Source organism: Streptomyces sp. NBC_00158, assembly GCF_045160885.1.
In the GTDB taxonomy this organism is placed as follows: Bacteria; Actinomycetota; Actinomycetes; order Streptomycetales; family Streptomycetaceae; genus Streptomyces.
On sequence record NZ_CP108161.1, the window covers coordinates 2,426,062 to 2,450,572 of the forward strand.

Annotated in this window: 20 protein-coding genes; 1 reads left to right on the top strand and 19 read right to left on the bottom strand. The window is 70.4% G+C overall.

All coding sequences use genetic code 11. From position 1 onward, the window contains the following. Positions 1-4: 4 nt before the first annotated feature. From OG553_RS10770 to OG553_RS10795, 6 genes are all read right to left on the bottom strand, one after another. The gene (locus OG553_RS10770) at positions 5-769 is read right to left on the bottom strand and encodes an ABC transporter permease (RefSeq protein ID WP_405978754.1); all 765 of its coding nucleotides are present in this window, start codon (positions 767-769) and stop codon (positions 5-7) included. Beyond that, positions 766-1,725, bottom strand: a complete 960-nt coding sequence (locus tag OG553_RS10775) for an ABC transporter ATP-binding protein (protein ID WP_405978755.1) — start codon at positions 1,723-1,725, stop codon at positions 766-768. The genes OG553_RS10770 and OG553_RS10775 overlap by 4 nt, the downstream gene beginning before the upstream one ends. 172 nt (positions 1,726-1,897) lie before the next feature. Then, positions 1,898-3,742 carry a hypothetical protein gene (locus tag OG553_RS10780; protein WP_405978756.1) on the bottom strand — a complete coding sequence of 615 codons (1,845 nt, stop codon included), beginning with the start codon at positions 3,740-3,742 and terminating at the stop codon, positions 1,898-1,900. 352 nt (positions 3,743-4,094) lie between these two features. Beyond that, positions 4,095-4,478, bottom strand: a complete 384-nt coding sequence (locus tag OG553_RS10785; protein WP_405978757.1) for a DUF6113 family protein — start codon at positions 4,476-4,478, stop codon at positions 4,095-4,097. Further along, positions 4,475-5,374 carry an N-acetyl-1-D-myo-inositol-2-amino-2-deoxy-alpha-D-glucopyranoside deacetylase gene (gene mshB, locus OG553_RS10790; RefSeq protein WP_405978758.1) on the bottom strand — a complete coding sequence of 300 codons (900 nt, stop codon included), beginning with the start codon at positions 5,372-5,374 and terminating at the stop codon, positions 4,475-4,477. Before mshB ends, OG553_RS10785 begins: the two co-directional genes overlap by 4 nt. 23 nt (positions 5,375-5,397) lie before the next feature. After that, positions 5,398-5,592: a hypothetical protein gene (locus OG553_RS10795; protein ID WP_045952243.1), complete on the bottom strand. Its 195-nt coding sequence runs from the start codon at positions 5,590-5,592 to the stop codon at positions 5,398-5,400. Positions 5,593-5,990: 398 nt separating this feature from the next. Here OG553_RS10795 and OG553_RS10800 point away from each other — a divergent pair, with 398 nt between their 5' ends. After that, on the top strand, positions 5,991-6,428 hold the full coding sequence (locus OG553_RS10800) for a cupin domain-containing protein (RefSeq protein ID WP_405978759.1): 438 nt from the start codon (positions 5,991-5,993) through the stop codon (positions 6,426-6,428). 9 nt (positions 6,429-6,437) lie between these two features. Here the strand turns inward: OG553_RS10800 and OG553_RS10805 are convergent, their stop codons facing one another. The 13 genes from OG553_RS10805 to OG553_RS10865 form a co-directional block, all read right to left on the bottom strand. Continuing rightward, entirely contained in the window at positions 6,438-7,502 is a 1,065-nt protein-coding gene (locus OG553_RS10805; RefSeq protein ID WP_405978760.1) for an ABC transporter ATP-binding protein, read from the bottom strand. Further along, positions 7,495-8,469, bottom strand: a complete 975-nt coding sequence (locus OG553_RS10810; protein ID WP_405983012.1) for an ABC transporter ATP-binding protein — start codon at positions 8,467-8,469, stop codon at positions 7,495-7,497. The genes OG553_RS10805 and OG553_RS10810 overlap by 8 nt, the downstream gene beginning before the upstream one ends. Before the next feature lie 17 nt (positions 8,470-8,486). Then, on the bottom strand, positions 8,487-9,518 hold the full coding sequence (locus OG553_RS10815) for an ABC transporter permease (RefSeq protein WP_405978761.1): 1,032 nt from the start codon (positions 9,516-9,518) through the stop codon (positions 8,487-8,489). Continuing rightward, positions 9,511-10,434 carry an ABC transporter permease gene (locus OG553_RS10820; protein WP_405978762.1) on the bottom strand — a complete coding sequence of 308 codons (924 nt, stop codon included), beginning with the start codon at positions 10,432-10,434 and terminating at the stop codon, positions 9,511-9,513. The genes OG553_RS10815 and OG553_RS10820 overlap by 8 nt, the downstream gene beginning before the upstream one ends. A 31-nt stretch (positions 10,435-10,465) precedes the next feature. Next, positions 10,466-12,097: an ABC transporter substrate-binding protein gene (locus OG553_RS10825; protein ID WP_405978763.1), complete on the bottom strand. Its 1,632-nt coding sequence runs from the start codon at positions 12,095-12,097 to the stop codon at positions 10,466-10,468. 106 nt (positions 12,098-12,203) lie between these two features. Beyond that, positions 12,204-13,148: a GNAT family N-acetyltransferase gene (locus OG553_RS10830; RefSeq protein WP_405978764.1), complete on the bottom strand. Its 945-nt coding sequence runs from the start codon at positions 13,146-13,148 to the stop codon at positions 12,204-12,206. Positions 13,149-13,323: 175 nt separating this feature from the next. Then, positions 13,324-14,370, bottom strand: coding sequence for an ABC transporter ATP-binding protein (locus OG553_RS10835; RefSeq protein ID WP_405978765.1), 1,047 nt, complete (start codon positions 14,368-14,370; stop codon positions 13,324-13,326). Further along, the gene (locus tag OG553_RS10840; RefSeq protein ID WP_405978766.1) at positions 14,363-15,418 is read right to left on the bottom strand and encodes an ABC transporter ATP-binding protein; all 1,056 of its coding nucleotides are present in this window, start codon (positions 15,416-15,418) and stop codon (positions 14,363-14,365) included. Before OG553_RS10840 ends, OG553_RS10835 begins: the two co-directional genes overlap by 8 nt. Before the next feature lie 13 nt (positions 15,419-15,431). Further along, positions 15,432-16,391 (bottom strand): ABC transporter permease, encoded by a 960-nt coding sequence (locus OG553_RS10845; protein ID WP_405978767.1) that lies wholly within the window; start codon positions 16,389-16,391, stop codon positions 15,432-15,434. Continuing rightward, positions 16,384-17,331: an ABC transporter permease gene (locus tag OG553_RS10850; protein ID WP_405978768.1), complete on the bottom strand. Its 948-nt coding sequence runs from the start codon at positions 17,329-17,331 to the stop codon at positions 16,384-16,386. Before OG553_RS10850 ends, OG553_RS10845 begins: the two co-directional genes overlap by 8 nt. 95 nt (positions 17,332-17,426) lie before the next feature. Further along, positions 17,427-19,049 carry an ABC transporter substrate-binding protein gene (locus OG553_RS10855; protein ID WP_405978769.1) on the bottom strand — a complete coding sequence of 541 codons (1,623 nt, stop codon included), beginning with the start codon at positions 19,047-19,049 and terminating at the stop codon, positions 17,427-17,429. Positions 19,050-19,476: 427 nt separating this feature from the next. Continuing rightward, positions 19,477-21,381 carry a translational GTPase TypA gene (gene typA, locus OG553_RS10860; protein ID WP_405978770.1) on the bottom strand — a complete coding sequence of 635 codons (1,905 nt, stop codon included), beginning with the start codon at positions 21,379-21,381 and terminating at the stop codon, positions 19,477-19,479. Between the two features lie 331 nt (positions 21,382-21,712). Beyond that, on the bottom strand, positions 21,713-24,169 hold the full coding sequence (locus OG553_RS10865; RefSeq protein WP_405978771.1) for an ABC transporter family substrate-binding protein: 2,457 nt from the start codon (positions 24,167-24,169) through the stop codon (positions 21,713-21,715). Positions 24,170-24,511 lie beyond the last annotated feature (342 nt).

Genomic DNA, 24,511 nt, shown 5'->3' on the forward strand with positions numbered 1-24,511 from the left:
TGTCTCAGGCCTTCAGTGAGTCCTTGCGGTACAGCCAGGCGGCCGCACCGGTGAACAGTACGAAGTACGCGGCGAGGATCGCCACGTCCTTCGCGTGCGGCGCGCCCCCGAGCTCGATGGCCTGGCCGAGGCCGGCGTAGGCGTGGGTGGGCAGCCACTCGCAGATGTTCCGGAGCCACTGGGGGAAGTTCGCGGTGGGCATCCACAGCCCGCCGAGGATGGACAGGCCGAAGTAGAACAGCATGGTGATGGGGCGGACGTTGTCCCCGCTGGCGAGGTAGCCGATGGCCACGCCGAGCGCCGCGAAGACGAGGCTGCCGGCCCAGATCGCGCCGGTGAGGGCGAACCACTGCCAGGCGTCGAACCGTACGCCCTTGGCCGCGGCGGCGACGGCGAAGACGACCAGGATGGAGGGCAGGGACAGGACGCCGGCGCTGGCGGTCTTGGCGAGGACGTAGCCGTGTCCGGGCAGGGCGGTCAGCCGCAGCTGGCGCACCCAGCCCTTCTCGCGCTCCTTGGCGATCCGCTCGCTGTTGCCCATCAGCACGGCGGTCAGGGCGCCGAAGGAGGCCATGGCGACCATGTAGAAGGCGGGCATGGTCAGTTCGGTGCCCATGACCTTGGTCGTGCCGTCCAGGGTGCCGCCGAGCATCAGGAAGAGCGCGGCCGGGTACATGACGGTGAAGAACAGGTACTTCTTGTTGCGCAGGGCGCGGGAGATCTCCAGCTTGACCAGCCGCAGGGTGCCGGCGTTGACCGTGTTCATCATCGGGTGGCCTCCTCGGCCTCGGTGAGGGCGATGAAGGCCTGCTCCAGGCCGAGGCCCGCGACCTCCAGGTTGCGGGGGTGGAGCCCGAGTCCGTACACGGCGCTCACGGTGGCGTCGGCGTCGCGCGACTGGAGGCGTACGGAGCGGCCGGTGAGGTCGAAGGCGGTCAGGCCGGGCAGGGCGCGCAGCGCCTGCTCGTCGACGGGGCCGTCGAGGTCGAAGGCGACCTTGCGGGCGCCTGCCTTGGCCTTGATCTCGGCGGCGGTGCCGTCGGCGAGGAGCCGGCCCTTGTTGAGGACGAGGACGCGGTCGGCGATCGCGTCCGCCTCCTCCAGGTAGTGGGTGGCGAACAGGACCGTGCGGCCCTGGGCGGCCTGCTCCCGCATGGTGGCCCAGAAGGCCTGGCGGGAGGTGACGTCCATGCCCGTGGTCGGCTCGTCGAGGACGATCAGGTCGTTGTGACCGGCGGTGGCGAGGGCGAAGCGCACGCGCTGCTCCTGGCCGCCGGAGAGCTTGTTGACGAGCCGGCCGGCGATCTCCTCGATCCCGGCCCGGCTGAGGACCTCGTCGACGGGGTGCGGGCGCGGGTGGAGGGCGCAGCCGAGGGCGACGAGCTCGCGTACGGTCACGTCCTCCATCAGGCCGCCGCTCTGCAGCATGGCGCCGACCCGGCCGGAGGCGATGGCCTCGCGGGGGGTGGTGCCGAAGAGGGTGACGGTGCCGGAGTCGGCGGGGCGCAGGCCGAGGAGGAGGTCGAGGGTGGAGGACTTGCCGGCGCCGTTGGGGCCGAGGAGCGCGACGGTCTCGCCCGGGTGGAGTTCGAGGGAGAGGCCGTCGACGGCCCGGACCTTGCCGTAGCTCTTGGTCACGTTCTGGAAGGACACCACGGTGCCGGTGTCGCCGGATCCGCCTGCGGGGCCCGGGGCGGCGGGGTGTGCCGCGGTCGTCGTCGTCATGTACCGAGGTTCGCCCGTACGGGGGTGGGCGCGGCAGTGTCGCGGGTCGTGACTCCCGCATGACGGATGTCATGCGGTGGAGGTGACAGTCCTGGTGGCGGGGGGTGCCGGGGATGCGGCGAAGCCCCTCTCCGGGGCCGGGGAGGGGCTTCGCGGCGCGGTCGCGGGACGGTCAGTTCGCGTTGGTGTCGATCGTGACGGTCCGTTCGGCGGGGGTCTTGCCGATGAGGGCCTTGCCGAGGGCGCCCGCGACGTCCTGCGGGGTGACGGGGGTCTTGGCGCCGGTGCCCCGGGTGATCAGGACCCCGTCGAAGGCGTTCCCGTAGGTGGCCTTGAGGGCCTCCAGGTCGTACTTCTCGACGAGGCGGCCGTCGACGGCCGTCATGCTGAGGATCTTCGGCAGGGACTTGGGGCCGAAGGGGATGGACTTGGTGCCCGCCTTGACCGTGGCGACGCCGGACATCGCGGGCTCCGCGAACTCCTTCATGGCGCGGTCCAGTTCGGTCTGCGTGACCGTGGGCTCCTTCTTGCTGACCGGGAGCTGGACGGCGGCGGCCTTGCCGTTGGCGACGAGCTCTCGGAAGGCCTTGGTGACCTTGTCGACGGAGCCGTCGACGTCGAGCCCCTCGCCGGCCTTGCCGGGTACGGCCACGGCCTTGCCGGTGTCGAACTTGATGGTGCCCTCGGAGGAGGAGCCGGCGGCGCCGGCCAGCTCCTGGAGGGAGACCCGCAGCTTCTCCTCGTCGACCGGCATGACGGCGGTGGCCGTGCGCTCGACCCCGAAGAGGGAGCCGATGACGCTGACGGGGTTGTAGTCGCTGCCCGTGGCGTTGCGGACGGTGGTCTGGCTGTCGAGGGTCAGGCCGGCCTTCTCGGGCTTCAGCTCGACCTGCTTGCCGCCGATGCTGAGCTGCAGCGGGGCGGCGGCGCGCTTGCCGAAGGCGGCCTGGAGCTTGGCGACGGCGTCGTCGCGGCTGCCGCTGATGTCGACGCCGAGGACGGTGGTGCCCTTGGGGACGTCGGAGTGGTTCATCAGCAGCCCGGCTCCGTAGGCCACGCCTGCGAGGACGACGATGCCGCCGCCGAGCAGGACCAGCTTGGAGCGGCCCTTCTTCTTGGCGGCCTTGCCGGCCGGGGCGGACTTGCCGGCCTTGGCGGACTTGCCCGCGGGGGCGGGCGGCGGCGTCATCTGGCGCGGCGGCTTCGGGCCCGGCGGCGGGGCGGCCGGACCGGGCGCGGGCACCGGCGCGGGGGCCGGGGTGTCGAAGGCCTCGGGGCCGGGCCAGCTCGGGGGCGCCTCGGCACCGACGGGTACGGTGCCCAGCGCGGGTCCGCCCGTCGGCCCGGCGGGCTCCGGGAAGGCGGGGAAGGGCTCGGTGACGGGCCCGTTGTCGTACCCCGTGTAGCCCTGGGGGGCGCCGACTCCGGGGCCGCCGACGACGGGGGGCGGCGCGAAGCCGGCGCCGTTGCCGTGCGCGGCCGGGGGCTGCGGGTGTCCGGGCTCGGCCGGGGGCGCGAAGCCGGCCCCGGTGCCGGGCACGCCGGAGCCGTAGCCGGCGCCGGGGCCGCCGGGCGCACCGGGGCCGCCCTGGCCTGCGGGCATGCCGGGGCCGCCCGGGCCGCCGACGGGCACGCCGGCCGGGGGCGTCGCGGTGGGCGGGGGCGCCGCCGACTTGCGCGGGGCGAACCATCCGCCGGCCGGCGCGTCGCTCTGCGCGGGGGCCGGCTCGGGCGCGGGTGCGGCGGGCGCGGGAGCCGGCGTCGTGGCCGCGGGGAGTGCGGGGGCCGAGGCGGCGGGCCGGGCGGGCGCGGGGCGCCGCTCGGGCGTGCGCGGGGCGGCGGCGGGCCCGGCGGCGGCCGGGGACGCGTCCTGGGCACCGTCCTTGACGGGCTTGCGCACGACCACGGGCGGGATCGGCCGGGATCCGGGGATGTTGATCCGGATCCGGGTCGTCAGGTGGGTCTCGGTCTTCGGCCCGTCGGTGTCGGTGTCGGGCGTGGACGGGTTCGAGGTCACAGGGTTCTCCTCCGGGACGGTCGCGGCGCCGGGACCGGGTGGCACGGACGGATACTGGCCGGTTCCATACGGCGGCGTACCCGAGGGGTAGGCGGCTCCACCGTGCCCTTGGGGCCCGGGGGACGAACTGTCGGTTTCACGACTCAAGGCAGGTTCTCCCGGTTGGCTCCGCCGCCCGTCATTCCGTGCGCGGGCAGCTCGGCGGCCCGTCCACCATACTGGCCGCCGCCCGGGCACAACTGTCGGCCAGGAATCCCAGGTTCCTCTTCTGCTTCCGCGCGCCCCCGCGCGAGGGCCCGTCAAACCCCCGCAACCCGTCCCCGATCGGCGGATGCGGGAGTTCAGCGGCCCTTCATCCGCGGGACTTGGAGGCCTGATCCGGCCTCTCCACGGGGCCGCGCATCGTGGCGCAGATCACAGCGGCCGCACTTCCCCCCAAAAGGTATGCGTACATGCCGATTCCGGAGGAACCGAGCAGGAAGTCCCCTTCGGGACGGGGGAGGCTGAGGAGGACGTAGGAAAGGAACCAGCCGGCCGCCGGGGCGCCCACCCCGAGGCCCCCGCCGACCGTCAGCCGGCCCGCGAGGAACAGCCCGAGGAGGGCCAGCAGCGCGAGCAGCAGCCCGGCGGGGAACCACAGGTCGACGACGAGCCAGCCGGCCGCGCCGGTGAGCGCGCCGAGGACGAGAAGGCCGAGCAGGGCGGCGATCCGCCCCGGGGTCAGCGCGGTGGTCACGCCTCCACCCCCGCGAAGAGGTCCCGCTCGCGCTCGCCCGCCGGGGCGCCGGAGCGGCCCGCGGCCAACTCGTAGTACTCCCGGGCGAACAGCGGCTGGCCCAGGTCGTTGGAGAGGGCGAAGAACGGGCCGTCCACGGCGATCTGGGTGACGTGCGCCCGCATGGCGGCCGCCTTCGCCGCCGCCAGTGCGGTCGCGCCGCCCTCGTCGCCGATCTCGGCGGTGATCCGCTCGTCGGGGACCACGCCCGGCACGTCGTCCGGGGTCGCGATGCCCGGGAAGGCGGCGCCCGCCGCGCGCAGCCGCTCGAAGCCCTCGTCGACGACCGAGGCCGGCACGCGGTTCCAGTAGAGCTTCGCGATGGCGTGCGGGGCGCCGAGCTCGGGGCGGAACGCGGGGTCGGCGGCCAGTTCCGCGCCGCGCGTGGCGACCCGGTGGGCCTGGATGTGGTCGGGGTGGCCGTAGCCGCCGTCGGGGTCGTAGGTGACCAGGACCTGCGGGCGCAGCTCCCGGATCACTGCCACGAGGTACCCGGCGGCCTCGTCCAGGTCGGCCGACCAGAAGGAGCCCGGGCGGGCGTTCTGCGGGGCGCCCATCATCCCGGAGTCCCGGAAGCGGCCCGCGCCGCCGAGGAAGCGGTGGTCGGCGACCCCGAGTTCCTTCATGGCGGCGGCGAGCTCGCCGACGCGGAAGGGGCCGAGGGCGTCGTCGCGGTCCGGCGCCAGGTGGGCCAGCTCGGCGGGGATGACCTCGCCCTCCTCGCCGAGGGTGCAGGTCACCAGCGCGACGTGGGCACCCTCGGCCGCGTACTTGGCCATGGTGACGCCGTTGTTGATCGACTCGTCGTCCGGGTGCGCGTGCACGAGGAGCAGACGACGGGCGGGAAGACCGTTCATGGGTCCCACCCTAAGAGCACCACCTACAACTTGAGGCCACTGATCATGCTCGCCACGTTGGAGGTGAGCTGGCTGAGGGTGGGCGCGACCGTGGAACTCGCCAGGTAGAACCCGAGCAGTACGCAGACGAACGCGTGCCCCGCCTTCAGACCCGACCTCCGGACCAGAAGGAAGACGACGATCGCCAGCAGCACCACGGCCGAGATCGAGAGTGCCACGGCGTTTCACCTCCACGTCGAGCGGACATCGGTATGCGTACTCTTGCTCGGCGAATTCATACCCACCGTGCGCTACGGATCATAACTATCCGTACCAGCGCATCGATCGAATTCCGGCAGCACGAGGGGCGCATGCCGCGCACGGCCGGGGGCACACGGAGGCCGGCCGGGAGGGCTCCACGCCCTCCCGGCCGGCTGTCGACACCCGCACGGCCGCACATGGCCCAGACTGCATGCCCCAGATCTCGGGGCAGAAACGGTCAAGTTGCCCCTGTGTTAACCGTGTTGGGTCAAAGCCTGCCCGACCGGGCACCCGTACGCGGGGTGGCTGGAAATGATCGCTCACCCGGCCGTCCGAAACCGTTCGGACCTGCGGGAGCGCCTGTTGTACTGCCCCCATGAGCGATCTTGGAATACAGGAGTGCGCGGTCGTCCGCAGCGGCGGCTACGAGGGCGTGCAGGGCGGTTCCTTCGGGGCGGGGATCAGTGCCCAGTCGGCCGGGGCGCAGGGCCTGTGCCTGCACCGGCTGGTGATGCCGGCGGGCTCCCGGGGCCGGCCGCACCTGCACGAGGGACACGAGTCGGCCATCTTCGTCCAGTCCGGCGAGGTCGAGGTCTGGCACGGCGAGGACTTCGCCCGGCACCTCGTCCTGCGCGCCGGCGAGTACCTGTACATCCCGGCGGACACGCCCCACATGCCGGTGAACACGGGCACGGAGGACATGGTGTGCCTGGTGGCCCGGACCGACCCGGACGAGCAGGAGGGTGTCAGGCTGCTGCCGCTGCCGGAGCGGCTGGCCGCGCTGGTGGGCTCCCTCCCGGTCGGGGCGGGCTGAGCGCGCCGGTCACCGCTCCTTCGCCAGGGGGGCCGGTGGGGGCGGGAGTTCGCCCGGGGGCGGGACCACCCGCTTCTCCGCCGCGAAGTGGCAGGCCGAGGGGTGGGCGGCCGGGCCCGGCGGGAGGGCCTGCGGGACGGCCAGCAGGGGGACCTCCGTCGCACAGCGGGATTCGGCCTTCCAGCAGCGGGTGCGGAAGGGGCAGCCGGACGGCGGGTTGGCCGGGGAGGGCACGTCGCCGGTGAGGATGATCCGCTCCCGGTGGTCGCGGGCTCCGGGGTCGGGCACCGGCACGGCGGAGAGCAGGGCCTGGGTGTAGGGGTGGGTGGGGTGGTCGTAGATCTGGGTGTCGGTGCCGATCTCGACGACGCGGCCCAGGTACATGACCCCGACCCGGTCGGAGATGTGCCGGACGATGGACAGGTCGTGCGCGATGAACACGTACGAGAGGCCGAACTCGGCCTGGAGGCGCTCCAGCAGGTTGACCACCTGGGCCTGGACGGAGACGTCGAGGGCGGAGACGGGCTCGTCCGCGACGATGATCTCGGGCTGGAGCGCGAGGCCGCGGGCGATGCCGATGCGCTGGCGCTGGCCGCCGGAGAACTGGTGCGGGTACCGGTTGATGTACTCCGGGTTCAGGCCGACCACGTCCAGGAGCTCCTGGACCTTGCGGCGCCGGTCGCCCTTCGGGGCCACCTCGGGGTGGATCTCGTACGGTTCGCCGATGATGTCGCCGACCGTCATGCGCGGGTTGAGCGAGGTGTACGGGTCCTGGAACACCATCTGGATGTTGCGGCGGACGGCCTTCAGGGCGCGGCCCGAGAGCTTGGTGATGTCCTCGCCCTTGTACGAGATCGCGCCTGCGGTGGGGCGTTCGAGGTTGACCAGCATCCGGGCGACGGTGGACTTCCCGCAGCCGGACTCGCCGACGATGCCGAGGGTCTCCCCCGGCGCCAGGGAGAAGGAGACGCCGTCGACGGCCTTGACCGCGCCGACCTGCTTCTTGAAGAGGATGCCCTGGGTGAGCGGGTAGTGCTTGACGAGGTCGCGGACCTCCAGGATGGGCTCAGGCACCGATGCACTCCTTCCAGAAGAAGCAGGCGCTGGCCCGGTCCGGGGCGACGTCGGCGAGCGGCGGAACCTCGGCGCGGCAGACGGCCTGGGCCATCGGGCAGCGCGGGTTGAAGGCGCAGCCGGGCGGGATGGCCAGCAGGTTCGGCGGCAGGCCCTTGATGGCGTAGAGCTCCTGGCCCTTCTGGTCCAGGCGCGGGATCGAGTCGAGCAGGCCCCGGGTGTAGGGGTGGGCGGGCGACTTGTAGATCTCGCGCACGGGCGCGGACTCGACGATCCGGCCCGCGTACATGACGGCGATCTTGTCGGCCACGTCGGCGACGACGCCGAGGTCGTGGGTGATCAGGATGAGGCCCATGTTGAGTTCGCGCTGGAGCTCGGCGAGCAGGTCCATGACCTGGGCCTGGACGGTGACGTCGAGGGCGGTGGTGGGCTCGTCGGCGATGATCAGGGAGGGTTCCAGGGCCAGCGCCATCGCGATCATGATGCGCTGGCGCATGCCGCCGGAGAACTGGTGCGGGTAGTCCCCCACGCGCTGTTTCGCGGCGGGGATCTTCACCCGGTCCATCAGCTCCACGGCCCTGGCCCGGGAGTCCTTGCGCGACATGCCCCGGTGGACCTCGAACATCTCGCCGAGCTGGGCGCCGACGCTGAGCACGGGGTTGAGGGAGGACAGGGCGTCCTGGAAGATCATCGCCATTTCGGCGCCGCGGATCTTCCGGCGTTCCTCCTCCTTCGCCTTCAGGAGGTCCTTGCCCTTGAAGAGGATCTCGCCGCCCGCGATCCGGCCCGGAGGGACGTCGAGGATCCCCATCACGGCCTGGGCCGTCACGGACTTGCCGGAGCCGGACTCGCCGAGCACGGCGAGGGTCTCGCCCTCGTCCACCGAGTAGTCGACCCCGTTGACGGCCTTGGCGACCCCGTCGCGGGTGGTGAACTCGACGTGCAGGTCCCGGACTTCGAGCAGCATCTGGCGGCTCACACTCCTCAGCGCAGCTTGGGGTCGAGGGCGTCGCGGACCGCGTCGCCGAGCATGATGAAGGCGAGCACGGTCAGGCTCAGGGCGCCCGCCGGCCAGAGCAGCATGTGCGGGGCGTTGCGGATCTGGGTGGCGGCGTTGGAGATGTCGATGCCCCAGGAGACCGTGGGCGGGCGCAGGCCCACGCCGAGGAAGGACAGGGTGGCTTCGAGGGCGATGTAGGTGCCCAGGGCGATGGTGGCGACGACGATGACGGGGGCGACGGCGTTGGGGGCGACGTGGCGCAGCAGCATGCGCCCGTTGCCGGCGCCGAGGGCGCGGGCGGCCTGGACGTAGTCGTTCTGCTTGGCGGTGATCACCGAGCCGCGGGCGATGCGGGCGAGCTGCGGCCAGCCGAGCAGCACGATGAAGCCGACGACGGGCCAGACGGTGGTGCTGGTGACCACGGACAGGAAGACCAGGCCGCCGAGGACGACGGGGATCCCGAAGAAGATGTCGGCGACGCGGGAGAGCAGGGAGTCGCCCCAGCCGCCGAAGAACCCGGCGAGCCCGCCGAGTACGGAGCCCAGCAGGGCGGCGCCGACGGTGGCGCAGACGCCGACGGTGATGGAGGCGCGGGCGCCGTAGACGGTGCGGGTGTAGACGTCGCAGCCCTGGGTGTCGTACCCGAAGGGGTGTCCGGGGGCGGAGCCCTGCTGCGATTTGGACAGGTCGCACTGGAGGGGGTCGCCGCTCGCGATGAGCTGGGGCCAGATGGAGATGGTGACGAGGAAGAGGATGAGCAGGGCGGAGACGATGAAGACGGGGTTGCGGCGCAGCTGGTGCCAGGCGTCGGACCACAGGGAGCGGGCCTTCTCCCGGGGGCCTGCGGCTCCGCCCGCTGCGGATTCCTTGGCTACGGCGACGCCTTCCACGCTCTCGGCCTCCTGGAGGGCCAGGTCCATGGCCCCGCCCTGGCCGGTGGGCGACATGGCCTCGCCGGGGCGGGGGCCGACCGGGTCGTAGCCGCCGGGGCCTTCGGGGCGCTCGGGCTCAGGCATAACGGATCCTCGGGTCCAGGACCGCGTAGAGCAGGTCGACGAGCAGGTTCGCCACCAGGAAGACGATGACGAGGATGGTGACGAAGCCGACCACCGTGGGCGAGTTGTTGCGCAGGATGCCCTGGTAGAGCTGGTAGCCGACGCCGTGGATGTTGAAGATTCGCTCGGTGACGATGGCGCCGCCCATGAGGGCGCCGATGTCGGTTCCGATGAAGGTGACCACCGGGATCAGGGAGTTGCGCAGCAAGTGGCGGGTGATGACCCTGCGGCGCGGCAGGCCCTTGGCCACGGCGGTGCGTACGTAGTCGGCCTTGACGTTCTCGGCGATGGAGGTCCGCGAGAGCCGGGTGACGTAGGCGAGGGAGACCAGGGCGAGGACGATGCCGGGGAGGATCAGCTCGTTGAACGGGGCGTCCGGGGAGACGGTGGGGCGTACCCAGCCCCATTTGACGCCGAAGACGAACTGGAGGAGGTAGCCGGTGACGAAGGTGGGCACGGAGATGACGACGAGGGTGAGGACGAGGAGGGTGGTGTCGATCGCCTTGCCCCGGCGCAGTCCGCTGACCACGCCGAGGGTGATGCCGACGAGGATCTCGATGACGATGGCGACGATGGTCAGGCGCAGGGTCACGGGGAAGGCCGTGGCCATGAGCTCGGTGACCTTCTGGCCGTTGAAGGCCGTGCCGAAGTCGCCCTTGAAGATCTGCCCCATGTAGTGGACGTACTGCTCCCACAGGGGGCGGTCGAGGTAGAGGTCCTTGCGGATCCGGGCGGCCGTGGCGGGGTCGGGGGCCTTGTCGCCGAAGAGGGCCGCGACCGGGTCGCCGAGCGCGTAGACCATGATGAAGATCAGGAAGGTGCTGCCGATGAACACGGGGATCATCTGGAGCAGCCGCCGGATCACGTAACGTCCCATGGACTGCTCCAGGATCGATCCGTCGGAGGGGTCAGCTGACCTTGATCTCGTTGTAGACCGGGACGCTGAACTGGTTCAGGGCGACGTCGGAGATCCGCTCGGAGTGGCCGGCGCTGCCGTTCTGGTACCAGAGGGGGATGGCCGGCATCTGCTCGGCGAGGATCTTCTCGGCGTCCTGGAAGGAGGCGGTGGCCTTGGCGGCGTCGGTCTCCTGGTTGGCCTGGTCGACGAGCTTGTCGAAGTCCGGGCTGCTGAACTTGCCGTAGTTGGAGGAGGCTCCGGTGTAGTACAGCGGCTGGAGGAAGTTCTGGATGAGCGGGTAGTCGGCCTGCCAGCCGGAGCGGAAGGGGCCGGTGAGCTTGTAGGCGCTCTGCTGGTTGCGGAAGTCCGCGAAGGTGCCGACGGGGTTGACCGTGCAGACCGGGCCTTCGCCGAGGGCGTTGTTGACGCTGTTGCAGACGGCGTCCATCCAGTCGCGGTGCGAGCCGGTGTCCACGTTCGAGGTGAGGGTCATCTTGCCGCCGGGCAGGCCGCCGCCCTCCTGGATGAGCGCCTTGGCCGCCTTGGGGTCGTACTTGCAGGCGTCGCCGCAGAGGGTGGACTTGAAGCCGCCCTTGTCTCCGAGGGCCGGGGAGGTCCAGTCCTTGGCGGGGGTGCGGGTCTCGCGGAAGATCTGCTGGGTGATCTCGTCGCGGTTGATGGCCATCGAGATGCCGCGGCGGACCTTCTCCATGCCCTCCTTGCCCCACTGGGCGTCGTAGAGGGGGAAGGTGAGGGTCTGGATGATGAGGGCCGGCTGGTTGATGTAGCGGTCGCCGAGGTCGTTCTTGACGTTCTTCAGCTGCTGGGCGGGGACGTCGTCGACGAGGTCGAGGTTCCCGGAGATCAGGTCCGTGTAGGCGGTGTTGTTGTCGGTGTAGACCTTGAGGTCGACGCCGCCGTTCTGCGCCTTGTCCTCGCCGGGGTAGCCCTCCCACTTGCGCAGCTTCATGCCGGTGCCCTTGGTGTACGAGTCCACCGTGTACGGGCCGTTGCCGACGGGCTTGTCGAGCCAGGCGGTGTGGTCGGTGAAGAAGGCCTTGGGCAGCGGGGCGAAGGCCTGGTAGCCGAGGGTCTCGGGCCAGGTGGAGAACTTGGACTTGAGGGCGACGGTGAAGGTCTTGGGGTCCTTGACGACCAGTCCGGACATGGTCTTCGTCTTGGGGTCCCCGGCGGCGGGGTGCAGGTCGGCGTAGCCCACGATGTCGGCGAAGAAGGGCGCGTTGTTCTGCTTGTTGCGCACGTCCGCCGCGTAGTTCCAGGCGTCGACGAAGGACTGGGCGGTGACCGGCTCGTCGTTGCTGAACTTCCAGCCGTCCTTCAGGGTGATCGTGAAGTTCTGGCTGTCGGTGGTCTCGATCTTCTCGGCGACCATGTTCTTGGCCTCGCCGGTCTTCGCGTCGTAGCGCTTGAGGCCCCGGAAGAGCATGTCGAGCACCTTGCCGCCCTGCACCTCGTTGGTGTTGGCGGGCTCCAGCGGGTTCTGCGGGTCACCCCAGGAGGAGCTGACGATCCCGGCCGCGCCGCCGCCCCCGCCGCTGTCGCTCCCGCCGCCGCAGGCCGTCGCCGCGAGGGCGACGGCCACCGCACATGCGGCCCACTTGGCGTGGGTGGCTCCGCGCATGGACTGCCTCCTAGAGATACCAAGACTCACTTAGGGGCAATGTCACCCCATGTCGGGTCTCGTGCACTCCTGGTTGGCCCTTTTGCACCCTCGCGTCCCCCGGCTGTCACCCCTGGGGGTGCAACTTGAGCTCCCAGGTGTCGACGGCGTAGTGCAGGGCCATCCCGTGCGCCTCGTACAGGGCGAGGGCACCGGTCTCGTTGAGGGTGTCCACGCCGAGGCCGAGGGTGTCGCGGCCGCGGGCGGCGTAGGCGGCGAAGGCGTGCCGCAGCAGGTGGGAGCCGAAGCCGTACCCGCGCAGGTCCTCGCGTACGCCGAGGTGGCTGACCCAGCCCATGCTGGTGCGGTCGTCGCGGGTGACGAGCACGGCGACGTCCCCCTCGGCCGGGAGGCTCGCGAGCCACACGAGCGACCAGTCGAGGCCGCGGCCGTCGATGTGGTCGAGCCAGGACTCGTACGGGCGGTGCGCGTGGCCGAAGTGGGCGGCGAAGGTCTCCTCCACCAGGGCGTGGGCGCGGCGGCGGTCGGCCTCGTCTTCGGCGCAGTGGCGCAGGGCGAGGCCGCCGAGCGGGGCGGGCGGCAGGTCGGCGGCGGGCGAGAGCCGGCGGGTCATCACCTGGTAGCGGCGGACGCTGCGGTAGCCGCGGCCGGTGAGGAGGGTGAGGTCGAGGGTGGGCCGGACGTTGAGCTGGATGCGCAGCCGGGCGTCCGGGCCGGTGCCGGAGGCCATTTCGCGGGCGCGCTCCTCCATCCGGTGCAGGAGTGCCAGGGCGGCCCGGCCGTGGCCGGGCAGGACGTAGTGGTCGCCGTCGACGCGGCCGGGGCCGGAGTCGGCCCAGACGAGGGCGTAGGCGACGAGCCCGCCGTCCTGGAAGGCGAGCCAGGAGTCGGCGGCGAGGTCCACGTCGGGGTGGTTGAGGTCGGCCTCGACGGTGCCGAGGTCGGTCTCGGGTCTGCCGATCTCGATGACGTCGACGGCGTTGAGCAGTGCGCAGATGTCCCGGGCGTCCCCGGGCCCGGCCGGGCGGACGGTCAGCGTCTCGGTGGTCATCCGTCCACTGTCGGCGGCCGCGGGGCGCGGCCGCAACGGACTTTGGACCTCCGGGGCCGGGCCGGGCGGCCCGCCGGGCGGCTCGGCCGGGCGCGCCGGGGAACGCCGAGGGCGCCCGGCCCGGAGCTGGTGCTCCGGGCGCGGGCGCCCTGGGACGCGTACGCCGTACGGGAGGTCAGCCGGCCAGGACGGCCCGGTCCTCCGCGAAGTGGCACGCCGACTCGTGCGCGGCCGGGGTGTCGACACCCTGGAAGCGCGTCGGGATCGCCAGCAGCGGCTCCTCCGTGGAGCACTTCTCCTCGGCCTTCCAGCAGCGGGTGCGGAAGCGGCAGCCCGACGGCGGGTTGGCCGGGGAGGGGACGTCACCGGTGAGGATGATCCGCTCGCGGCCCTCGCGGGCCTCCGGGTCCGGCACCGGCACGGCGGAGAGCAGGGCCTGGGTGTACGGGTGGGTGGGGTGGTCGTAGATCTCGGCGTCGGTGCCGATCTCGGCCATCTTGCCCAGGTACATGACGCCCACGCGGTCCGAGATGTGCCGGACGATGGAGAGGTCGTGCGCGATGAAGACGTAGGAGAGGTTGAACTCGTCCTGGAGCTTCTCCATCAGGTTGATGACCTGCGCCTGCACCGACACGTCGAGCGCGGAGACCGGCTCGTCGCAGATGATGATCTCGGGCTGGAGCGCGAGGCCGCGGGCGATGCCGATGCGCTGGCGCTGGCCGCCGGAGAACTGGTGCGGGTACCGGTTGATGTACTCCGGGTTCAGACCCACGACGTCCAGGAGCTCCTGGACCTTGCGGCGCCGGTCGCCCTTCGGGGCCACCTCGGGGTGGATCTCGTACGGTTCGCCGATGATGTCGCCGACCGTCATGCGCGGGTTCAGCGAGGTGTACGGGTCCTGGAACACCATCTGGATGTTGCGGCGGACCTCTTTGAGGGCCTTGCCGGACAGCCTGGTGATGTCCTGGCCCTTGTAGAAGACCTCGCCGGCGGTGGCCTTCTCCAGGCTCATGAGGAGCTTGGCGACGGTGGACTTGCCACAGCCGGACTCACCGACGATGCCGAGGGTCTCGCCCTGGTAGAGGTCGAAGGAGACCCCGTCGACGGCCTTGACCGCGCCGATCTGCTTCTTGAACAGGATGCCCTGGGTCAGCGGGAAGTGCTTGACCAGGTTGCGCACCTGAAGGATCGGCTCGCCCTTGGGCTTGGTGAGATCAGCCATGGATCTGCTCCTTCCAGAAGTGGCACGCGCTGCCGCGGCCCGGCAGCTCGGTGCCGTCCTGCTCGGTCACCTGGTGCAGGACGGGCACGTCGGTGCGGCAGATGTCCTGGGCCTTGGGGCAGCGCGGGTTGAAGGCGCAGCCCGTGGGGAGGTCGAGCAGGTTGGGCGGCAGACCCTTGATCGCGTAGAGCTCCTGGCCCTTCTGGTCCAGGCGCGGGATCGAGTCGAGCAGGCCGCGGGTGTACGGGTGCGCCGGGCGGCTGTAGATCTCGTGGACCGGGGCGGTCTCGACGATCCGGCCGCCGTACATGACGGCGATCTTGTCCGCGACGTCGGCGACGACGCCGAGGTCGTGGGTGATCAGGATCAGGCCCATGTTCATCTCGCGCTGGAGCTCCGCGAGCAGGTCCATGACCTGGGCCTGGACCGTCACGTCGAGGGCCGTGGTCGGCTCGTCGGCGATGATCAGGTCGGGCTCCAGGGCCATCGCCATGGCGATCATGATGCGCTGGCGCATACCGCCGGAGAACTGGTGCGGGTAGTCGCCCACGCGCGCCTTGGCGGCGGGGATCTTCACCCGGTCCATGAGCTCGACGGCCTTGGCCAGCGAGTCCTTCTTGGACATGCCGCGGTGGACGCGGAACATCTCGCCGAGCTGGGCGCCGACGGTGTGCACCGGGTTCAGCGAGGACAGGGCGTCCTGGAAGATCATGGCGATCTTCGAACCGCGGATCTTGCGGTAGTCCTCGGCCGGGAGCTTCAGCAGGTCCTGCCCCTGGAAGAGGATCTCACCGGAGGGGATCTTGCCGGGCGGCATGTCGAGGATGCCCATGATGGCCTGCGCCGTCACGGACTTGCCCGAGCCGGACTCGCCGAGGACGGCGAGGGTCTCGCCGGCGTTCACGGAGTACGAGACGCCGTTCACGGCCTTGGCGACACCGTCGCGGGTGTGGAACTCGACGTGCAGGTCGCGCACATCGAGGAGGGGGGTCCCCTCCGGCGCCGAGCGGGGCGCGGGGACGTTCGAGGTCTTGTCGATGGTGGTCAACGTACGCCCTTCCTCAGCGCAGCTTCGGGTCGAGGGCGTCGCGCACCGCGTCGCCGACCATGATGAACGCGAGCACGGTGACGCTCAGCGCAATGGACGGGAACAGCAGCACGTGCGGTGCCTGGAGCCAGCGGGCCGAGGCGTCGCTGACCATCAGGCCCCAGGAGATCTCCGGGGGCTGGACACCGATGCCGAGGTACGACAGGGCCGCCTCGGCGGAGATGTACACACCCAGGCTGATCGCGCCGACCACGATGACGGGGGCGACGGCGTTCGGCAGGATGTGGCGGATCGTGATGCGCATGGTGCCGGCGCCCAGGGCGCGGGCGGCCACGACGTAGTCGTTGTTCTTGTTCTGCAGCACCGAGGACCGCATGATGCGGAAGATCTGCGGCCAGCCGAGGACCGCGAGGACCAGGGAGACGGTCCAGGCGTTGCCGGGCATGGCGGACATGATCAGCATGCCGCCGAGCAGCAGCGGGATGGCGAAGAAGATCTCGGTGAACCGGGACAGGATGCTGTCCACGAAGCCGCCGACCCAGCCGGCGATCAGGCCGAGGGCGCCGCCGACGAGCAGGACGAGCGTCGTGGTGACGACGCCGACGATCACGGAGTTGCGGGCGGCCCACACGGTACGCGTGTAGACGTCGCAGCCCTGGATGTCGTAGCCGAACCAGTGGGCCGCGCTCGGGGTCTTGAGCGAGTCCTCCAGCTTGCAGGCGCCGGCGTCGAACGGGCTGCCGTCGGTGAACAGCTGCGGCACGGCCGCGACGATCAGCAGGAACACCACGAGCACTGCACCGATGATGAAGATCGGGTTGCGGCGCAGGTCGTCGATCGCGTCGGACCAGAGGCTGGCCTCGCGGTCCTTCTTCTTCTTGTCCTGGACCTTGCCGGCCTGCTTGCCCCCGGAGGTGGCCGCGGCCGTCTGGGTGTCGGTCATCGAGTCCTCCACCGTATTCGTGTCACGCATAGCGGATCCTCGGGTCGAGCACGGCGTACAGCAGGTCCACAAGGAGGTTGGCGACGAGGTAGATGAGGACCAGGAGGGTCACACCACCCACGACGACGGCACCCTGCTTGAGGTAGACGGACTGGGCGAGCAGGCCGCCGAGGCCGTGGATGTTGAAGATGCGCTCGGTGATGACCGCACCGCCCATGAGGGCACCGAGGTCGGCGCCGAGGAAGGTGACGATCGGGATCAGCGCGTTGCGCAGCGCGTGGTTGACGACGACGCGGCGGCGGGGCAGGCCCTTGGCGGTCGCGGTGCGGACGTAGTCCGCGCGCATGGTCTCCATCAGGCTGGTACGGGTGAGTCGGGCCACGTACGCGAGCGAGGTCGAGGCGAGCACCCAGGCCGGGAGGAGGTAGGCCTGGAGTCCGTCGTTCTCGTTGAAGGAGACGGAGAAGAGCTCGATGCCCCAGCTGTTCTTCAGCTGGACGCCGAGGGTCAGCTGGAGGACGAAGCCGGTCACGAAGACGGGGATCGAGATGACCATCAGGGTGGAGATGAGGACCAGCTGGTCGAGGAACTTGCCGCGGCGCAGGGCGGCCATGATGCCGGCCGCGACGCCGACGATCGCCTCGATCACGAAGGCGAAGATCGCGAGGTTCACCGTGTACGGGAACGCCTCGCCGATCAGGTCGGTGACCTTGCGCCCGGTGAGGGTCTCGCCGAGGTCACCCTGGAACACACCGGTGATGTAGTTCCAGTACTGCAGCAGGAACGGGTCGTCCAGGTGGTACTTCTCGCGCAGCATGGCGGCGACGAGCGGGTCTGCCTTCTTCTCGCCGGCGAGGAGCTGAATCGGGTCAGCGCCGGGCATCGCGAAGGTGAGCAGGTAGATCAGGAACGTGGCGCCGATCAGCACAGGGATCGCCTGTATGAGTCGGCGGATGAGGTAGCGGCCCATCAGACCTCCAGCAAAGAACAGGGGGAAAGGGCGGGCAGACGGAAACCTGATTCCGTCTACCCGCCCCCGCGAACTCCCCTAAGTGACGAGGGGTGTTAGTTGCGCTCGACGTTCGCCAGGTCCATCTGGCCCTGGGCGTCGACCTCGACGTTCTTCACGGACTTGGAGTAGGCCGCGGAGGACATGTACGTGAACACCGGGATGTACGGAAGGTCGCGGATGATGATGTCATCGGCCTTCTGGTACAGCTTCAGGCCCTCGGCGGCGTCGGTCGCCTTGTCGGCGTCCGCCATGACCTTCTCGAACTCGTCGTTGCGGTAGTGGCCGTAGTTGGAGCCCTGCTCGATCGCGACCTTCGAGAAGACCGGACGCAGGTAGTTCTCCGCCGCCGGGTAGTCCATCGACCACGCCATGCGGAAGGCACCCTTGTACTTCGCCGCACCGAGGTCGTCCAGCATGTCACCGAACTTGGCGTACGGCTTGGCGGTGACCTCGATGCCGAGGTTCGCCTTCAGCTGGTTGGCGACGGCCTCGATCCACTCCTTGTGGCCGCCGTCGGCGTTGTAGCCGAGCTCGATCTTGTTGCCGGGAACACCGCCGGCCTTCTCGAAGAGCTCCTTGGCCTTGGTCGGGTTGTACTGGCCGACCTCGCCCAGCGCGCCCTTGCGGTAGCCCGGGATGATGGGGCTGATGAAGTCGTCGGCCGGCTTGCGGGTGCCGTTGAAGATGGTCTTCGTCAGCGTGTCCCGGTCGATGGCCATGGAGATGGCCTGTCGGATCTCCAGCTTGCCGAACGCCTCGGGGTTCGTCTCCAGCGGGAGGCCGATGTAGCCGACGGCCGACTCGGGCTTGTAGATGTAGCGGTCGCCGAACTCCTGGGAGACGGTGGCCATCGCCGAGATCGGGAGCTTGTCGACGATCTGGATGTTGTCGGCGCGCAGGTCGTTGTACGCCGTGTCCATGTTGTCGTAGATCTTGAAGGTGACGCCCGCGAGCTTCGCACGGCCCTCGGCCGGGTACTTGTCGAAGCGCTTGACCTTGATCTGCTTGTTGTGCTCCCAGGCGCCGTCCATCTGGAAGGGGCCGTTGCCGATCGGGTTCTCGCCGAACTTCTTCGAGTCCATGGTCTCGAAGGCCTTGGGCAGCGGGAAGAAGGCGTTGTAGCCCAGCATGGTCTTGAACTGGGAGAAGGGCTCCTTCAGCGTGACGGTGAAGGTCTTCTCGTCAACGACCTTGAGGCCCTTGAGCTCCTTGGCGGTGGGCTTCTTGTCCTTGCCCGGCGCGAGCTCGTCGGAGCCCTCGATCTTGGCGAAGAACGGCATGGCCTCGGCCACGTTCTCCTGGTTGGCGCCCCAGTTCCAGGCGCGGACGAACGACTGCGCGTCGACCTTCTCGCCGTTGTGGAAGGTGAAGCCGTCCTTGACCTTGATGGTCCAGGTCTTCGAGTCCGTGCTCTCGATGGACTCGGCGACGTCGAGCTTCGGCTCGTTGGTCTTGGTGTCGTACTTGACCAGACCGCTGAAGACCGCGTTCATGACCTCGGAGCCCTCGGACTCAGCGGTGTCCTGACCGATCAGGCGGTGCTGCGGCTCGCCGAGCACAACGGTGATGTTGCCGCCCTTGCCACCGGCGTCGTTGCTACCGGTGCTGCAGGCCGTCGCGGCCATGGCCACGATCACGGCACCCGCGACCCACTTGGCGCTCGTTGCTCCGCGCATGGGTATTTGCCTCCTCAGGAGTCACTGTCGATTCGTGAAGGACCCGGTTCCCGCTGACACCCCTGACAGCGAAATCCGGTCCCATCGTGTGTGCTCGTGAGTCGACGCTCCCCACAGCGTGTGACCCATTGACCCGAGCTCAATGGAGCCAATCCTCAGGGACTCCCAGGCCGTAAACCACACTTAAGTGGTCTCGTTTTCACAACATCACCGCATGGCGAAAACCCGAAATCCGGACAAACGGATAGGAGACAGACACGTGCGAAACGGACGGTTAGCTCATCATCCGGAGCGTCACGGTCGGTATGCGGACACCTGAACTCAACAATCCGTTTGACAAACGCGAACGGCCCCTCCTCGCACCGGGACGGTGCGGGGAGGGGCCGTTGTCAGCCGTACTGCTTTCGGCCAGAGTCCGACTCGCGGACTACTTGGCCGACTTGGCGCGCGACGCGGTGCGCGAGCGCTCCTTCTGGTCCAGGACGACCTTGCGGATGCGGACGGCCTCCGGGGTGACCTCGACGCACTCGTCGTCGCGGCAGAACTCCAGGGACTGCTCCAGGGACAGCTTGCGGGGCGGGATCACGTTCTCCGTGTTGTCCGCCGAAGCCGCACGCATGTTCGTGAGCTTCTTCTCCTTGGTGATGTTCACGTCCATGTCGTCGGAGCGCGAGTTCTCGCCGACGATCATGCCCTCGTACACCTCGGTGCCGGGCTCGGTGAACAGGACGCCGCGCTCCTGCAGGTTGATCATCGCGAACGGCGTGACCGCGCCGGAGCGGTCGGCGACCAGGGAGCCGTTGTTGCGGGTGACCAGCTGGCCGAACCACGGCTCGTGGCCCTCGTGGATCGAGTGGGCGATGCCCGTACCGCGGGTGTTGGTCAGGAACTCCGTGCGGAAGCCGATGAGGCCGCGCGACGGGACGACGAACTCCATGCGGACCCAGCCGGAGCCGTGGTTCGACATGTTGTCCATGCGGCCCTTGCGGACGCCCATGAGCTGCGTGACCGCACCCATGTGCTCCTCGGGCACGTCGATGGTCATGCGCTCGACCGGCTCGTGCGTCTTGCCGTCGATCTCCTGCGTGACGACCTGCGGCTTGCCGATGGTCAGCTCGAAGCCCTCGCGGCGCATCTGCTCGACCAGGATGGCGAGCGCGAGCTCACCGCGGCCCTGGACCTCCCAGGCGTCCGGGCGGTCGGTGTCGAGGACGCGCAGCGAGACGTTACCGATCAGCTCGCGGTCCAGACGGTCCTTGACCTGGCGGGCGGTGACCTTGCGGTCCTTGACCGCGGCCTTGGCGTCCGCGCCCTTGCCCGTACCGCCGCGGCCGACCATCGGGGAGGTGTTCGTACCGATGGTCATGGAGATCGCCGGCTCGTCGACCGAGATCAGGGGCAGCGCGACCGGGTTCTCCGGGTCGGCCAGGGTCTCGCCGATCATGATGTCGGGGATACCGGCGACGGCGCAGATGTCACCGGGACCGGCGACCTCGGCCGGCTTGCGGGTGAGCGCCTCGGTCATCATCAGCTCGGTGATGCGGACGTTGGAGATCGAACCGTCGCGCTTGATCCAGGCCACGGTCTGGCCCTTGCGCAGCTCGCCCTGCTCGACGCGGAGCAGCGCGATGCGGCCGAGGAAGTTGTCGGCGTCCAGGTTGGTGACGTGGGCCTGGAGCGGGGCCTCCTCGTCGTACACCGGGGCCGGGACGTGCTCCAGGATGGCCGAGAAGAACGGCTCCAGGTTCTCGCTGTCGGCGGGGACGGTGCCGTCCTCCGGCTTGGTCAGCGAGGCGACGCCGTCACGGCCGCAGGCGTAGACGATCGGGAACTCGATCTGGTCCTCGTCGGCGTCCAGGTCGAGGAACAGGTCGTACGTCTCGTTGACGACCTCGTCGATCCGGGAGTCCGGGCGGTCCGTCTTGTTGATGCAGAGGATGACCGGCTTGCGCTGCTGGAGGGCCTTGCGGAGCACGAAGCGGGTCTGCGGCAGCGGACCCTCGGAGGCGTCCACCAGGAGGACGACGGCGTCCACCATCGACAGACCGCGCTCGACCTCGCCACCGAAGTCGGCGTGGCCGGGGGTGTCGATGATGTTGATCGTGATCGGGGCCCCGCCGTCCTTGGGGTGGTACTTCACCGCCGTGTTCTTGGCGAGGATCGTGATGCCCTTCTCACGCTCCAGGTCGTTCGAGTCCATCATGCGGTCGTCGAGCTGCTGGTGGGCGGCGAAGGCACCGGCCTGCTTGAGCATGGCATCGACGATGGTCGTCTTGCCATGGTCGACGTGGGCGACGATGGCGACGTTACGGATGTCGTGGCGCGTGGGCACTTCGGCGCTTCTCCCGGGATCGTGGATGGCGTCGCGTACGGCCTGGCACGCGAGCCTCTGCCGGGCGGAAACCTGCCACGGCCTTACCCCATCGTACGTCGAGTGGCGGGAACCGCCTGCCGGGGGGTCTGTCAAGAGGCCGGACGGCTGAGGAGCGCCGGGATTCGGGTGGGGGGTCCCGGCGCGGGGTGCGGCCTGTGTTCATGCGGGTCAATGGGTACGTACGACCTTGCCCGCCGGGGATCCGGCGGGCAAGGAACTTGAGTCACTTCTGAGCTTGCTACCCGGGGGTCAACCTGACAGGCCCCGTTTTTTCACCCGATGTCCGCGGCTACTTCTTCTCGCCGTCCTTGGCGCCCTTGGTGTCCTTGGCGGTCGGCGGCTTCTTCCAGCCGATGTCCTGGTAGCGGGGCGCGCCGAGGCCGAAGGCGCCGGCGTTGGCCAGGCCGGGCTTGACGGCGACCAGCTCGGGGCGCTGGTAGAGCGGGATGGAACCGGCCGCGGCCCAGATCCGGGCGTCCGCCTTGCGCATCAGCTCGCGGGCCTGCGCCTCGTCCAGCTCGCCGGCGGCCTGGTCGAAGAGCTGGTCGATGTGGTCGGTGCCGACCCGGGTGTAGTTCTGTTCGACGAGCAGGGAGCCGTCGGCGGCCGGCTCGGGCTTGGCGAAGATCGGGCGGGCGTCGGTGGCCGGGAAGGCCGTCGCGGGCCACGAGTACAGGGCCAGGTCGTACTGGCCCGAGGCGATGTGGTCCTTGAAGAAGCTCTCGTCGGCCACCTTCTTGATCTCCGTGCTGATGCCGATCTTCTGGAGCATCTGGGAGATCCGCTCGCCGACCGAGCGCAGGGCCTCCGAGCCGGGACCGGCCGGGAGGACGAAGCGCAGGCTGAGCGGCTTGCCGTCCTTGGCGAGCATCGCGCCGGAGGTGCGGGCCTGCTTGGCGGGGGCGGGCACGGGGGCCGGGCTGGCGGCGGCCGCGGGCTCCTTGGCGTCCGTGTCCTCCTTGGCCTCCTCGCCCTCCGCCGGGGCCTTGGCGTCGTCGGCGGCCGCGGCGGCCGCCTTCGCGAGGGCCTCCGCCTGGGCGAGCAGGACGTGCTCCTGCTGCGCGGCGAGGGAGGCCGGCGCCAGGGCCGGCGAGGGCCCGTCGGTGCGGCCGAAGGAGGCGACGCCCTCGGCCGCGTCGGCCCCGAAGCCGCGCACCGGCGTCTGCGGCAGGACGCGCAGCCCGGCGGCGGGGGCGGGGGCGCCGGGCAGGCCGGGCCGGGTCCGGCGGATGCCCAGGTCGGCGGTGGCGGAGCGGAGGTCGCCGTTGCGGCCGTCTTCGTCGCCCACGATGTAGAGGCCGTCGTCGCCGGTGCCGTCGCCCGGTCCGGGCTTGGCGCCCGCCGGGGTCTTGGAGTCGTCCTGCGAGCTCTCCGCGCTCTCGGCCCCCGCCTTCGCCGGCTCGTTCAGCTTGCCGCCCTTGCGCCAGCCCGCGTCCGCGAGCAGGGCCTGCGCCGCCTGGGTGTCCTGGCCGCCGAGGGCGTCGCTGTTGTCGGCGTACGCCTGCTGCCCGGCCAGCGCCAGGTGGCTGCCGACCGGCTTCGCGGGCAGGCCCAGGGGCTTCAGGACGATCTCGGCGAGGGTCTTGCGGTCCAGGGCGCGGGCGACGGCCCGGCGGACCCGCTCGTCCGACAGCGGGCCGGAGGCCCCGTTCATGGCCAGCTGCGTGTAGGCGGCCTCCAGCGACTTGCGGACCGTGAAGCCGCGCAGCGCGGACTGCTCCTCCGCGTACTTCTTGACGGCGTCGGCGTTCTTCTGGCGGGTCTCCTGCTCCTCCTTCGCCTTGGCCTCGTCGGCCCCGTGGGCCAGCGCCCAGGAGAGGGTGGCCTGCGCGGGGGTGAGGGAGGCGCCCGGGCCGTGCGTGCCGTCCACCCGGCCGGCGTCCCGGTGGGCGAGGGCGATGCGGTCGGCGCCCGAGCGGTCGATCTCGGCCAGGTCCACCTTCCCGGCGGCCAGCGCCGCCGGGCGGCCCGCCCGGGGCACCGCCGTCAGCACGAGGGTGTCCAGCTTCGCGGGCCGGCCCCACCAGCGGGGGTTGCGGGTGAGCGCGGCGGTGCCGGTCTTCTTGTCGATGGCCCCCAGGCCGAAGGGCCCGGCGGTGACCTTGAGGGCGCCGCGGGCCCCCTCGTTGAAGGCCTCCGGGGTGCCCATGACCTGCTTGGGGTAGAGCGGGCTGAACAGGGAGCGCCAGTCGGAGTACGGCCTGACGAAGGTGACCTTGACCTCCAGGTCGGTCTTGCCGCGCTCGATCTTCTCGATCCGGTCGTAGCCGGCGTTGCGGGCGGTCCAGTACGCCGAGTCCTTGCCGTTCAGGGCCCGCCACTGGGCGACGAAGTCGGCGGCGCCGATCTCGCGCCCGTCGCTCCACACCGCCTGCTGGTTCAGCTTGTACAGGACGACCTGCTTGGGCTCGCGCTCGACGACCTCGGCCTTCTCCAGGTAGTCGGGATTGGCCACCGGCCGGCCCTTGGCGTCCAGGGTGAACAGCTGCGGCAGGACCGCGCCTGCGATGCGGCCGGTGGTGGCGTCCGCGTCGGCCTGGAAGGTGTTCAGGGTCTCCGGCAGGGAGTCCACGGCCCAGCGCAGCACGCCGCCGTCGGCGACCTGCTCGCGGACGGTCGTCGCGACGTCCGGTCCGGCGGCGGCCGGGCCGCCCTCGTCCTCGCCCGCGCCGCAGCCCGCGAGGAGCGGCAGTGCGAGGACTCCCGAGGTGAGGAGCGCCAAGGACCTGCGCCTTCTCTGGGTCATGGGTGGTACCTCCGGGGCGGGGCGCGAGGGCCGTGAGACGAGGGTCTTGATCACGTTCGGCGGTATATGGAGCTGATCACACCGGTGTGGAAACCCACTGAAATCGACCACCGCCCGCGTCCTCCGCAGCGGCCCCTCGCCACGCCGCGAACCCCACCCGTGCGGACCAATCCCGCTTGCGCCCCCGGGCACGCCCCCCGCCCCCGGCCGCCGCCGGGCTCCGCGCCCAGCCGCGCGTTCCCTCGTTCGAGGGATGAAAATGGGGGCAGGGAGGGGCGCACGGTTTGCGCCTGCGCGCCCGGAATCGCTGCACGTCCCTTCACAACCGGGGACGGGAGGCGC